This window comes from Leptolyngbya sp. AN10 (genome assembly GCF_050565645.1).
GTDB lineage: Bacteria > Cyanobacteriota > Cyanobacteriia > Leptolyngbyales > Leptolyngbyaceae > Leptolyngbya.
In genome coordinates this window covers 1-12,658 of record NZ_JBNXVP010000082.1, presented here as the reverse complement: position 1 = coordinate 12,658, position 12,658 = coordinate 1, and the positions used below count along the sequence as shown (strand labels likewise).

General features: G+C 47.8%; 11 protein-coding genes. 5 read left to right on the top strand and 6 right to left on the bottom strand.

Translation table 11 applies throughout. The features are described from left to right. Nucleotides 1-129 precede the first annotated feature (129 nt). The gene (locus ACQ4M5_RS41105) at nucleotides 130-1,023 is read right to left on the bottom strand and encodes a DUF1016 N-terminal domain-containing protein (RefSeq protein WP_430681578.1); all 894 of its coding nucleotides are present in this window, start codon (nucleotides 1,021-1,023) and stop codon (nucleotides 130-132) included. A gap of 245 nt (nucleotides 1,024-1,268) precedes the next feature. Between ACQ4M5_RS41105 and ACQ4M5_RS41100 the strand changes: the two genes are divergently transcribed. Next, nucleotides 1,269-4,484 (top strand): ATP-binding protein, encoded by a 3,216-nt coding sequence (locus ACQ4M5_RS41100; protein ID WP_430681577.1) that lies wholly within the window; start codon nucleotides 1,269-1,271, stop codon nucleotides 4,482-4,484. 48 nt (nucleotides 4,485-4,532) lie between these two features. Continuing rightward, a complete protein-coding gene (locus ACQ4M5_RS41095) occupies nucleotides 4,533-4,961 on the top strand; it encodes a DUF7680 family protein (RefSeq protein ID WP_430681576.1) in 429 nt (142 codons plus the stop codon). A gap of 38 nt (nucleotides 4,962-4,999) precedes the next feature. Here ACQ4M5_RS41095 and ACQ4M5_RS41090 read toward each other — a convergent pair whose 3' ends face one another. After that, the gene (locus ACQ4M5_RS41090; protein ID WP_430681575.1) at nucleotides 5,000-5,461 is read right to left on the bottom strand and encodes a MerR family transcriptional regulator; all 462 of its coding nucleotides are present in this window, start codon (nucleotides 5,459-5,461) and stop codon (nucleotides 5,000-5,002) included. Between the two features lie 218 nt (nucleotides 5,462-5,679). On the opposite strand from ACQ4M5_RS41090, the gene ACQ4M5_RS41085 reads away from it, so the two are divergent. Next, complete coding sequence (locus ACQ4M5_RS41085; protein WP_430681574.1) at nucleotides 5,680-5,946, top strand: HNH endonuclease signature motif containing protein; 267 nt, start codon at nucleotides 5,680-5,682, stop codon at nucleotides 5,944-5,946. A 16-nt stretch (nucleotides 5,947-5,962) separates the two neighbouring features. Further along, nucleotides 5,963-6,190: a hypothetical protein gene (locus tag ACQ4M5_RS41080; RefSeq protein WP_430681573.1), complete on the top strand. Its 228-nt coding sequence runs from the start codon at nucleotides 5,963-5,965 to the stop codon at nucleotides 6,188-6,190. 48 nt (nucleotides 6,191-6,238) lie between these two features. Here the strand turns inward: ACQ4M5_RS41080 and ACQ4M5_RS41075 are convergent, their stop codons facing one another. From ACQ4M5_RS41075 to ACQ4M5_RS41060, 4 genes are all read right to left on the bottom strand, one after another. Continuing rightward, nucleotides 6,239-6,412, bottom strand: a complete 174-nt coding sequence (locus tag ACQ4M5_RS41075; protein WP_430681572.1) for a hypothetical protein — start codon at nucleotides 6,410-6,412, stop codon at nucleotides 6,239-6,241. Between the two features lie 436 nt (nucleotides 6,413-6,848). Next, nucleotides 6,849-7,499, bottom strand: coding sequence for a hypothetical protein (locus tag ACQ4M5_RS41070; protein WP_430681571.1), 651 nt, complete (start codon nucleotides 7,497-7,499; stop codon nucleotides 6,849-6,851). After that, on the bottom strand, nucleotides 7,500-9,458 hold the full coding sequence (locus tag ACQ4M5_RS41065; protein WP_430681570.1) for a S8 family peptidase: 1,959 nt from the start codon (nucleotides 9,456-9,458) through the stop codon (nucleotides 7,500-7,502). Continuing rightward, nucleotides 9,451-10,518: an ATP-binding protein gene (locus ACQ4M5_RS41060; RefSeq protein WP_430681569.1), complete on the bottom strand. Its 1,068-nt coding sequence runs from the start codon at nucleotides 10,516-10,518 to the stop codon at nucleotides 9,451-9,453. The genes ACQ4M5_RS41065 and ACQ4M5_RS41060 overlap by 8 nt, the downstream gene beginning before the upstream one ends. A gap of 200 nt (nucleotides 10,519-10,718) precedes the next feature. On the opposite strand from ACQ4M5_RS41060, the gene ACQ4M5_RS41055 reads away from it, so the two are divergent. Beyond that, nucleotides 10,719-12,590, top strand: coding sequence for a DUF1156 domain-containing protein (locus ACQ4M5_RS41055; RefSeq protein WP_430681568.1), 1,872 nt, complete (start codon nucleotides 10,719-10,721; stop codon nucleotides 12,588-12,590). Nucleotides 12,591-12,658: the final 68 nt, after the last annotated feature.

The window sequence follows — 12,658 nt, the reverse complement described above, 5'->3', positions numbered from 1 at the left end:
GTCTTGCCTCCAGAGCTAGAAACATACCTCCCGTTTTGGCAGCGTTCTGAGTTGTTGCCGAAGTGGGATATCACGATTGTTCCGACTGCGTAAAATTGGGGATTCTATTTAGTTGCAGATCCCTTAAAACTATAGCAGTGTCGCTTGCTCAGAAAGCGAGTCAAGAAATGAGAGCGGTTGAGTCATATTCTTCGCAAATCCTAGAATTGCCACAATTGCATCTAGAATATCTTGCAGTCGGTCAGCGTCGCGCCTCATAGCTCGATAGCCTCGGTCAAGATGCGATCGCGAAGACGATCTTTCAACATATCCACTGTTGCCACATCCACCTTGCGATCCAGAAGCATCTCGTGATAACCCAACTCGCTCGAACAGCAGACTATTCATTTGCCGCTTCAGTTCCCGATTCGACCAAGCACTTTTGACACACTCTAGCTCGTAGAATGTCCGCTTCAACGGGTCATCAATGCGGCAGAGTTCCATCAGATTCGACCAGCTAACCACTCGAAACAGCTTCAGGTAGTAATCATCATTCTTCCAAGCAAAGGATTCTGTTGAGTCGGCTCGTGCCTCCAAGGAAGGAAACCGAAAAGCTGGTAGAGAAAGGCTTTGGGTAGCTTGGTCGGGAGAACCGGTGGATACTTCAGAAAAACCAGACAGCGTTTGGCTTTTCTCATCCGATGCCCCAAACGCAAAATTGACCCCTTCCGCCAAGGCTGTAAATAGTCCAGACAGTGTCTGGTTTTTTGCCAGCGCTGCATAGACGAATGCAAACTTACGGAAGCTCACGAGATTGCTGCGAGAGAGTCCTGAATATCCTTGGGCGGCTAAATCTTTCGCCAGTCGCCGAATCAGAGCATCTCCATAATTGGCGCGATCGTCCCCATTTTGCTCAAACTCGATGATATATGCACCGATCAACCAATTTCGCAGCGTTAGCGTCTGATTAATGGAGCGGGCAACCGCCATCTGCGTCGAATTGCTCACGTAGCCAATTCCGTCTAAAAGACCGCGATACTCCACTTTCTCACTCCTGTACTTCGATTTAGACCGCCACAACTTAACCTAAACCACATCGCAGTCGTTTCCATTGTGCCATTTGAAGGACGACGGCAATATTAGCCTGAATAGAATGCAGTTTGGACTCATCTCTCTCATCATCAAAAATTAGCGCCTTCTCTGTTCTGCGTTGTGACAATTTTGACTGACAGTGCCACAATAAAAGCGGTTTGTGCGCCGAAGAACCGCAACGACAGGAGAGATTAATTGTGCTGCCATCGATTTTTGAAACTTGCACCCCCAGAGACGAAATTCTCTCAGGCGAACTGTCGTTGGATTTATTTGCTGCCAAGCTCAAACTCGTCGTCGATGGCAATGCCCCCAAGGTCTACCAAGACCCGGAAGCTTTCTTTGCCAACACCTTTCCCACAGCAGGGTTAAAAACGCTGATTACTGAAGTGTTTGGACGATTGGCAGGAACGACGGTTGGTTCCCCCGTAATCCGGCTAGAAACCAGCTTTGGCGGTGGCAAAACCCACGACGAAATCGCGCTTTGGCATATTGCTCGGAACGGGCGGCAAATTGCTGGGCTAGATCGATTGTGCGATCGCCTCGATCAAATCCCGGCAACGCCTGTTCAGATTGCCGCGATCGCGTGTCAAGATCTCGACCCGACCAATGGCGACTTTCACCCAGAAACCGGAATTACCACGTACACCCTTTGGGGCGAAATCGCCTACCGCATCGGTGGCATTCAGGGCTTTAGTCTGCTGCGCGGTTCGGATGAGAAAAAGGTGAGTCCCGGCACTGGAGTTTTGCAGCAGTTGATTCAGGATCGTCCGACGCTGATTGTGCTAGACGAAATTGCCCAGTATTTGCGGAAATCGAAAGCAGTCATCGTCGGCAATAGCGATCTCTCGAAACAGGTCGTCGCGTTTCTATTTGCGCTGATGGACTTAGCAGGGGCTTGCAGTAATTTAGTGTTCGTTTACTCGCTGGCATCGTCCTCAGATACGTTTGCCGATGAAACCGCAGAACTTCAGGAAACCGTTCGAGCTTCTGCACGTCAGGAACGCATTCTCAGCCCCAGTACAGACATTGAAATTTACAACATCGTCAAGCAGCGGTTGTTTAGTCGCGTGGATGAGAAAGCTGCCAAGAAAGCGGCTCAAGAGTACCTCAACGCCTACCGCTCTAGTCGAGTCAATTTGCCGGATGCTTGCAAGGATGCAACTTACGCCCAAACATTAGAGTCGAGCTACCCGATTCATCCAGAACTGTTCAACCTGTTGACTAAGAAGATTGCATCCATTCCCAACTTCAATCGAACCCGTGGGGCATTGAGACTATTCGCGATCGCGACTCGTGATCTCTGGCGTGACCCGACTCAATGGATGCCAATGATTCACCCGCACCACTTACCGATCGGAGTGAATGAAGAGATTACCAACGAGCTAACCTCTCGTTTGGAACGTCCCCTGATGCGGTTGCCGATTCAAGCCGACATTTACAACGCGAACGGACGTGAGGCTCATGCTCAACTGCAAGATCAGGACTGGTTAGCAGCAGGAAAGCCACCGTTCTCGACCTGGATTGGGCGCACCATTTTCTTACATTCGATCAATCAGGGCATCGTTGCGGGCATTCGCCGCGCTGAACTGAATTTATCTTTGCTGACTCCCGGTATCGAACCTGGATTTGTAGACAGTGCGATCGAACGCTTGAGTACTGTTGCTTGGTATCTCGATCACGATCCGATCACTTCGATTTCTCGGTTCAAAGAAGAACCCTCGATCAATAAGATCATTGCCGAAGAGAAAGAGCAAGTCGGGCGCAGTGAAGCCAAAGATGACTTGCGATCGCGTCGAGATACAATCTTCGCCAATCGTTATTTCACTCTGGTTTCGTCGCCGGAAAGCCCTAGCGATGTCGATGATGGAGCAGATACGATCGCGCTTTGTGTGATTGATTTTAATGAGGCAACGGTGCAATCTTCGATCGATGCTGCGCCTGCGATCGTCGAGCAGATTTTTAGCAACACTGGGGACTCTGGCAAGTTTCGTCTCTTTCGGAATCGGCTGCTATTTTTGCTGGCGAATCAGTCAGAATTGGAACGGGCGATCGATGTGGCACGGGAGTACCGAGCTATTCAAAACATCCTTAAATCTCAAAATCGACTAGACGATCTATCTGAAAGTCAGCAGAAAGAACTGAAGAGCAGAGAAGGCAGATTGAATTTAGATGTGCGAATCGCGCTAACAAATGCCTATCGTCACTTATTCTATCCCTCAAATGATCCAGTTAAAGCTCCAAAAGGATTGATGCACTATCCTTTACCTGCTCAAGACGCGAGTGACGTGAAGGGCAAAAACAATCAGCAGGAGGCGATTCTCAAGGCATTGAAAGACTGCCAGAAGATTCGCCCGGACGATGCCCAACCCTACGCTTCAGCTTATGTGCTGCAAAAAGTTTGGGCAACGGGACTCGACTCCATCAGCACCAAGGGATTAAGAGAAGCGTTTGCGAAAGATTTGGGACTGAATTTGTTCTCGGATGCTGAAACCTCGAAACTGAGAACAACGATCGAGCAGGGGTTGACTTTGGGACAATGGGATTTGAAAGTAGGTGAGCGGGTCTACATCAAAACCGACGCGGCTCCCCTGATTCCACCTGACATCATTGAGTTCTCAGATCGAATGGTGTTGTATCGACGGGGCATTCTGGAGCCGCCGAAACCCCGCGAAATCGAGATCAATGCTCAAGTGATGCCGAGTACGCAGCCCAATAAACCTGTGCGGGTGCGGTGGAAGGCATCGGGCGCACTCTCGGTAAAATTGTTTCAGGATGGTGTTTTGGTGGCTGGCAATTACCTGCCCTCGGATGAGTATGAAGGCAACATTACTCAAACGACGGTGTTTCGGGTGGTCGCGGATTATGGGGAAGGAGAAACCGCCGCCGCAGAATCCAAAGCGAAAGTTCAAACTTACCCAACAGCGAGTGGAGCGGCTCCCACGGCTCACGATACGATCGACCTGTTTGCCACTAAACCAGAGTTTTTCCATCTCGACGGCAGTTTGAATGGGGTCTTTAACGACCTGCGCGATCGCATTCACGATGACAAAATTAGCGCGATCACTCGATTAGAACTGTCTGTCTCTCAGGTCATGGATTATCGCAAACTGACGACGGCTCTACCGCTGTTGATGCGTTATCCGATGCGGATTGAACAATTTGTGACGATCGATGTCGCGGATCAATTCGTGCGGATGGAATATCAGGGCAATGTCAAAGGCTTTCAAAGCTTTTCAGCCCCCACGAACGCGCTGCTTGGGACGGCAAACGTTCGGGCAGAAGTGGCGCTCAAAATTATCTTTGAGTTTGCGACCCCCGTTGAACCGCAAGGCGTGGAGATGAAAGCGATCGAGCAGGCTTTGGGAAGAAATCCGGTGGAGCGGCTCAATTTGGCAATCCAGGTATTATACTGACGAAGTTTCTTTTACGATCGTAGAGGTCAGACGCTTAGGACTTAGAGTATGCAGGAGTTTCAACTCAAAGTCATCCCCACCGATAACAACAACTTCGCGCTGGAGTTGTACCAATGTGCGTACAAAAAAGCTGGGGAGAAGAAGCGATCGGCTGCCAAACGGATTGGTCGGTTGAAGGGACAAGCTTTGGTGCAGGCGCGGCAAGCGATCTACACCTGCCTCAAAGCGAATAATTACGACCCAAAAACGTTGAATCAACAGCGTCAGACACCTTACATATTAGATGAAACATCTGGGGTCAATCTTGCCCTTTTGTTTCAGACCCTTCAGCCCCTCTCCAAGCCTGAGCGCATTGCTAATATTGCGGCTGGAGTTCAGGCAATGAGCAATGAAGAAGCGCACTACTGGTTTGCTAAAGTCAGCAATGGAAAGCGGAGTCAGGCATTGAGAGCAATTCGAGTGCTGTTAGGAGACTGATGCGATCAACGTCTGTAATAGGTTAATTGTGAATGCCTCTAAGCTGCTGTTCGTCGTTTAGCTCGTTCCTTAAAACTTGCAAAATCGACTGCTGGATTTCGCTCTGCTTCCTGCCAGAGTTCTTGTTCCAAGTCTCCTAGCGGATCAATCCACTGAAACGCGAGTTGTCCTTGATGTTGACCAGAAACCTCTATGAGCAATCGCTCTGCTAGTCCCTGTTGTGGAGTTTCAACAAATAGCGTTGAGTTGATGAAGATCAGCTTTTTGTTATAAAGCCAAGGTTCATGCCCGGAAGTTCGGAAGAATTCAATGGCTTGTCGAATTTCTTGAAGCGAGATTTGCTCTCGCAGTTTGAGAATTGCTTTCAGTTCTAGAAGTTGTTCCCAAGAGTAAGCAACCTGTGGGTGCTTTGGATCACCAACCTTCTCTGGGCATACCAGTCCCGTTTGATCAAAGTAGCTCAAACGCCCCGACTTCAATCCAGTCAACGCGATAACCATTTGCCGGGGAAACCCTTGAATCAGCACTTCTTCCTCCCATCCATAAACTTACAGAATTTACGCCGATCCAGTTTGTCACATTCCTTCATTTTTGAGATCGCCAAGTTAAAAATCCTTTGCAATTGGGAACAGAATTCAACTCTCTAAAAATATTTTGATCATTGTTTGAAAATAAAGCTATCATTCTGAACAGTTATTTTTTAGACGGAGCTACTCGTATGAGCATCTCTTCGGATACGGTTCAAAAAGCTTGGAATAAGGCGACGATCGTTCAAGGCTACGACTCTAATCTGTGGCGGCAAGACCAATGTGGCGCATGGATTTACCGTTATTCTTACGGTAAAACTTCGGAGTATGGTTGGGAACTTGATCACATCACGCCCAAATCTAAAGGAGGTAGCGATCTGCTGTCTAACCTCCGTGCTTTGCATTGGCAAAATAATCGCAGCAAATCTGATGGGCGGTTGGTTTGTGTTGTCCCCTAATTAGGAAAATCTTGTAATGGAACTCAATTGGTCAGGAGACACAATTCTGTCTTCAATTCAGGACAAAATTCAGGCAGCAGCGGAACAGCAAGTTATTGATGCGCTGTCTGCAATTCGCTGCCCTGTTCATGGTCAATCTGCTCAAAACATTCGGTTTGAGGGATCGATTCTGAATGGTAGCGAAGCCAAAATGGACTGCTGTTGCGATCGCTTAAAGGAAGCGATTCAGCAAGCTCTGAACTAGCCAGAATATAGAAGCGATCGCGATCTCGCAATGGGAAATGCGATCGCTTCAAAAATTCTGAGTGTCCTCTTCTGCAAATTGCGCCAGCAGTTTGTTGAGGCGTTTGTGATTCTGCCACATCCATACTTTGCTGTTTTCGTAAACCCGTGCGATGAAGGGCGATCGATGACTTTTCGCAAGTTTCTGCATCTTTGGCAATGCGGCAGCGAAAATTGCGCCCATTTCGTGTCCCGTTAAGTTGCCGATCGCGAGTATGAAAACTCTGGCTTGAGATTGTGCGATCGCGTTTCGTGCGTCGAAGGCAACGCGATCTGCTCTAACGGATTGCGTCCAATATTGTCATCTTTGATCAGTACGAACCATCCGCGTTGACTAAGTTTGGGAAGCTATACGGTATCTGGTGTATCGGGTGCAAAATGCGGTTCAAAACTCTCTACGGTTGCTCCGACTTCTTGCAGGGCTTGAGCAACATATCAACTTTCCAATCCACGACGGCTTCGCCACCCCGAAGGGAGCGATGAAAAAAACAGAAGCAGAGTCAGTCACGCGGCATCCTGAAGCGAGAGTTCACAGCGGATCGTTTCTTCGATTTGTAAGCGATCGCGGTTGCCATCTAGAGTAGCAGCGTCGGTTAATTTACATAGTTTGAGAGAAACCCCTAGAATATGACTTTTTGCTGAATTTCGAGTTGGGCTTGCTCCTGCAAAGGCACTTGAGCTTCTACAAAGGAGGTATATACTTGGACGTTGGCATTCATCACTTCAAAGCTGACAGCTAGAGAGTACGGAACTAAAGCCGTGGGATCGTTGTTCCAGCCTTTATGTCCGACGACAGCAATACAGAATGCTTCCCGTAATTTGTCGGGCTGTACGATAGCCCGATCTTTTTGGGCGGTTCCTGTCCCTCTGGAGATGTTTCTCATCTTTCCATAGTTCTTCTGCTGTCCTAAAGTCCATGCAAAGTCACCATCGCCTCCCTCTTCATCCTCTTGGGCTTCGTAGTCATTGAGAACTCTTTCCAAAAACTTGTCGGAGGATTCTCCCTTTTGACTGCACTGCCAATGGAGCCAAGTGGACAAGTATTTCCGCTTGTTCCGACGAGTACGACGCGGTTCTGCTTTGTAAGAAAGGGTAATCTCAATCAAAACATCGTACTCACTCGCGAGTGACTGTAACTCCGGTGGAAGTTGAACTTGGTAGATATGAGCTTGACGCGCACTAATCAAGACATCCTCGTTTGTGACGAGCGTAATGCGGTTGGGAGCATTTCCCAATGCACGTTCTAGATTGGGTAAACCATACCCCATCATTTAAATTGCCTGAGCAAGCTTTTCATTGGAGCTATTTGTCCATTCAGGTAATCGCGCTGAATGGACAATTAACGCACGGTAAAGGAGACAGCTTGCTTGAGGGAAAGTTGCTGCCAGTACAGCAGCAATGTGAGCAACTTTAGGTGCAGCATAGGAAGTTCTGACCGCACCCTGATCACTCAGCGGTGTGCCTCCTGTCGTGGATCGAACTAATTCAGGACAAAGCTCTGGGATATTTGGGAAACTGGGAGGCTGACCAGAATCCATTGCCAAATCTCCACCGTATTCAACGACATCAGGCTTAATCGAATCCCAGATTCCATAGCCTGAACAGGAGAAAGCTGATGGGTAATCTTCTTTTGCGATCGATTGAATGGGTGGAACCTCATAAGTAGTGTGCGAAATCGAGCCAACCGTTAAGGCTTGAAAGCTCTGAGCGGGGTTTGCAATCCGTGAAGAGGATTTGAGAAGATATTCTGGATATGATAGTCCAGCCTCAAAATGTTCATAGATGGTGCGGCGAGAGAGTCCTAACCCTATTCCTCGGTAAATTGGAATGTTTCCCGCAGCTAGGATGAAGAGAATATCACTCCGCCAAGTTAGGTAATCAATTTCCGCTGCCCATGCGCTCATGTACTGTAAGCGGCAAGGAACAGAACCTGTGATGGAGTGATTGAAAATGCGGGTTCCCGTGCGATTGTAGTAGAACTCAACGATCTCGTTCAACACCTCTGATAGGTTGAGCTTTTTGGGCACAATGCCATCCCGATTCAGAACTCTGGCATTTTGTAGCCAACACACTGCTGAATGACTGCCTGATTTAGGAAGCCCTCTTGGATATAAGACTGCACCTGCCACACGAGTTCCATGACCACCGCCTGTAACATCATCGGAAGTTCGATGGCTCTCGCCAGGAATCCAACATTGCGAATGGACTGTATCAATGGCACTGGCAAGGTATTGATGTTGCTCTTGCATTCCGCTGTCGATCACGCAAACCCTTGGCGCTAAAAGACTGGGCGGCTCCAGCATAAAAGTTGGCTCTGGACTTGGAAGAAATGGAACGCCGATCGTAGGTTCAGCAAACTGATCAGGTTCGCTAACATCAAATACAAATGGAAAGTTGATTACGACATCTTTGAGTCCCTTGCCTGTAATCTCAATGACACAAGAAAAACTATCTGGTAAGAGTGCGACGTGTGATCGATCATCCCAAGAAGCATCTTGGATAATTTCGTGCTGATAATTCTGAATAAAATCTAGAAAATCATCTTGCCGCTTCCACAGAAGTTCATTCCACTCTTGCTCCGTTTGTTGGCGGCGATCGCTCCACCGAGCAATTTTCTGAGCATAGTGTTCATCCGTTTCTTCTTCTGTGCGACGTGGGTAGTCAGAGAATTGTGAGGTCAAGCCGACGCAAGCAACACCGATTTCAACAACGTAGCTCTCATCGTCTTTGATTTGATCCCATCGTGCCATCAACTCTTCTGAGAGGATATACTCCAGTCGTCCAAGCCTTCCTTCTAAAACCTCATAGATTTGCGCGACTCTGCCACTACCGTATTCTTCACGCATAAACTTCTCAATCTTCTCCTGCAATTGAGTGAGTCCAGCATCTGCGGAAGCCCCGATGATATAGCCGTCTTCTAGTTCAAGAATGACTTCAATGCCAAAACTCTTGAGCTTATCGGCATCAAAAGCTTGGGGATCGACTTTGAGAATTAATGGTGCAGCGTCAGGTAAATCAGGCTTTCCTTCTTGGCTGCGTTGCTCTCGAACAGTTTGCCAGTCTGAGACGATCGATGAAACAGATGTCTTGAGTCTACCTCCGTGCCCGCCCGCATCTCCTTTATTGGCTAGCGATTGCTGAGTTGGTCTTGGAAAACCACCAGATGCGGCGGTTCCGCTTTTTACAAACTTGAGAAAAATGTGCGGGAACTGTTGGGAGGCGTTAGGCATGAGCGGCTCGAAGTTCTTGAATTGATACTTCCAGATGTTCCTGGATGACCAATTCTTCTCGGTCGAGGATGGCACGTTTAGCAGCATCTTGGGCGACCCGGACAGTTTCTGCTGCGGAAAATCCTTGCATTTTCTCAAGGATGGTTGCCCAGTTGATCGTGCCAATTGTGACCGAGGAAAGGGTCTGTTTTAGGATAGCCTCAATTTCCCTTTCTGTAGGTTTTGGTACTTCGATCGCATCATCAAATCGTCTCCAGATTGCTTCATCGAGTGATTTGTCGAGGTTGGTTGCGGCTACCAAAAGTCCGCTTGTCGATTCAAACTCGTCTAGAAGTTGTAAGAAAGCGTTGACGACTCGTTTGATTTCGCCAACTTCTTGATGATCTTCGCGGGATTTTGCGATCGCATCACATTCGTCGATGAACAGGAGGCAAGGATTTTGGGCTGCCACCTCAAAGACTTCTCTTAAATTGCTAGCTGTTTCCCCTAAGTAGGAGGATACTAGGGCATCAAAACGAACTTTTACGAAAGGTAGTCCAGTATTCCAAGCGAGGCGTTCTGCGCCCATTGTCTTACCGCAACCTGGAGAGCCGTAAAGCAGCACTTTTTGACGATATTGCAAGCCATAGTGAGCTAAACGATCGCGGGCGGCATATTCTCGCTCAATGCGTCGAAAGCGTTCTTCGGTGTCATCGGGCAAAATCATGTGGTGCTTGAGGCGATCGCGGGGGATGCTGATGACCAACGGGTGATTGGAGCGTTTGCTCGTTGGTAGTGGACTGAGGGTGCTGGGTGGCTCACTTAGGTTAGGACGAGAGGAGATGCCCCTTGGAAAGGCAGATTTGGGAAGTCCTGGAGGTGGGGCTGGAAGTCCTGGAGGGAGTGGAATTGTAGAGCTGTTAGACATTCCTCTTTTAACGATGCTGGAGAGTTGCTCGGCAAGGGTTAGATGTCCTTTTTTACGTTCTTCTTCAACCACAAGGGTCATGAGGCTTTGGATCGCCTCTTTGTCTTCGCTAGCGATCGCTCTAAATAACCGTTTGAGCAACTCTCCTTTCATTTAGCTTTTTGACTCAAAGCATTTGTACTATTCCAGAATACCCATATTTTCTGGAATTTGTTGATCTTTCAGTTTAGACCAAGAATACAAAAACGCTGAATTTTTCTTTGTTCTACAGATTACACGACATTTAAGAGTTATCGGCGGGAATTCGATCAACCGTCTAAAATATCAACGGACAGCGCGATGAGATCCCGATTATGACGACCCGGAAGCCTGTGTTTATCGAGAAGATTATGCCTGTGAAGCTCCTGAATGAGCAGGTGTATCACGAACATGGGGGGAATCCGTTTAAGGGGTTGCATCGGTGGTATTCGCGTAAACCCTTGTCGTTCAGTCGGGCTTCGGTGTTGGGGTCGCTGTTGCCGGATGGAGTGTCGATCGAGGAATTTGAGTATTTGCTGGGGTTGGAGTGGCGCAGGTTTCGCAACAAAGAGACGAAGCTGTATAAAACGCCGCCGTCGCCGGAGCGGATTGCGCGGGTGCAGGAGTTGTGTGAACAGCAGTGGGGGACGAAAACGCCGACGGTGTTGGATGCGTTTGCGGGGGGCGGGAGTATTCCGTTTGAGGCGGCGCGGTATGGGCTGAAGGTGTTGGCATCAGATCTCAATCCGGTGGCAGTGGTGACGATGAAAGCGGCGATCGAGTATCCGCTGAAGTTTGGTCCTGATTTGCAGCAGGATATTGATAAGTGGGTGAAGTGGGTGGGAGATGAGGCAGAGAAGCGACTTGCTGAGTTTTTTCCATCTTTGCCGAACGAGAAAGTTCAGAACTATCTCTGGGCGCACACTGTTGTTTGTCCGAACTGTGAATCGACAGTACCTTTAAGCCCGAATTGGTGGTTATATAAACGCCCTGAGAAGCAGAACCTAAACAAGTGGTGTGCTGTTAGACCAATTCCGAATCCTGAACAGAAGCGAGTTGATTTTGAATTAGTAAAGGGTAGGAAAGGGAAGGGAAATACCATTGTGGGACAGGCTTCTAGCCTGTTGCCTAAACAAGGTGAGGATCACAGGCAGGATGCCTGTCCCACAGAGGATTGGGAATATGATCCAGAAGTAGAAATTACAATCAGCCGAGCAGTAGGAAAATGCCCAAACTGTGATTCTGTGATTGAAAATGCAGTGATTATGCAAGCTGCAAAGCTTGGAAAATTAAATCAAGCTCTTTATGCGGTTGCTTACAAGCAGGGTAAAGGGACACTTTGCTTCAGAGTTCCTACTGAGGGAGATTTAGCAGGAGTAGCCAAAGCAGAAGATGTATTGAACAAGAAACTAAGTTTGCATGAAGCGTCTATTCCTGTAGAGGCAATTCCAGAAGGAAAAGATTTAGATGAGCAAATTAGAATCTTCTGTCCTACCTGGAAAGATATGTTTAATCCTCGGCAGCTTCTAACGCTAGTAACTTATGTTGAAATACTCAATGATGTTAAAGCTAAGTTGCAGATAGAGTATGAACCGGATAAGGTAGAAGCGATCGCAACTTATCTGGCTTTGGTACTCGATCGATGCGTTGATATGAACTGTCGGCTTGCACATTGGGATTCTTCAAGAGCAGGCTCAAAGACAGCTTCAGCACAGCATTCTCTAAATTTAATGTGGAACTATCCAGAAGTTGCTGGAATAGGTCTACTTTGGCATTCGTGTGCTGATGCTTTTGCTTCAGATTATGTTGATCTATGTAATCTCATTAATAGCAAACCTAGTTCTGACAGCTTAATCAATATCTCTGTGGAACAGGCATCCTGCCTGTCTTCTTCATCTCAGCAAGCCACAGGCAGGATGCCTGTTCCACAAGGGTTGGAATTTCCAGAGCTTAAGAAACCTGAATTGCAAATCACCTATCGAGGCGATCTACCGCATTGGACTCTGGATGGCGCAATTTATTTCATTACTTTTAGTACTTGGGAAAAACAAGGTTTAACCCCAGAAGCTCAAAAAGTTGTTTTAGATGTTTGTCTATTCTTCAATCAGCAAAGATACCAGATTTATGCTCTTGTAGTGATGCCTGATCACTTACGGTTCGCTCATTTTCAGGGAGGGTCGTCAGATTGCGGACCTAAGCGGGTATAAATCTCCGTCGGGAAGTTCATCAACTGTAGAATTCGTTGCTGTAAGGGATTCAGAGTCGTGAGATCCAC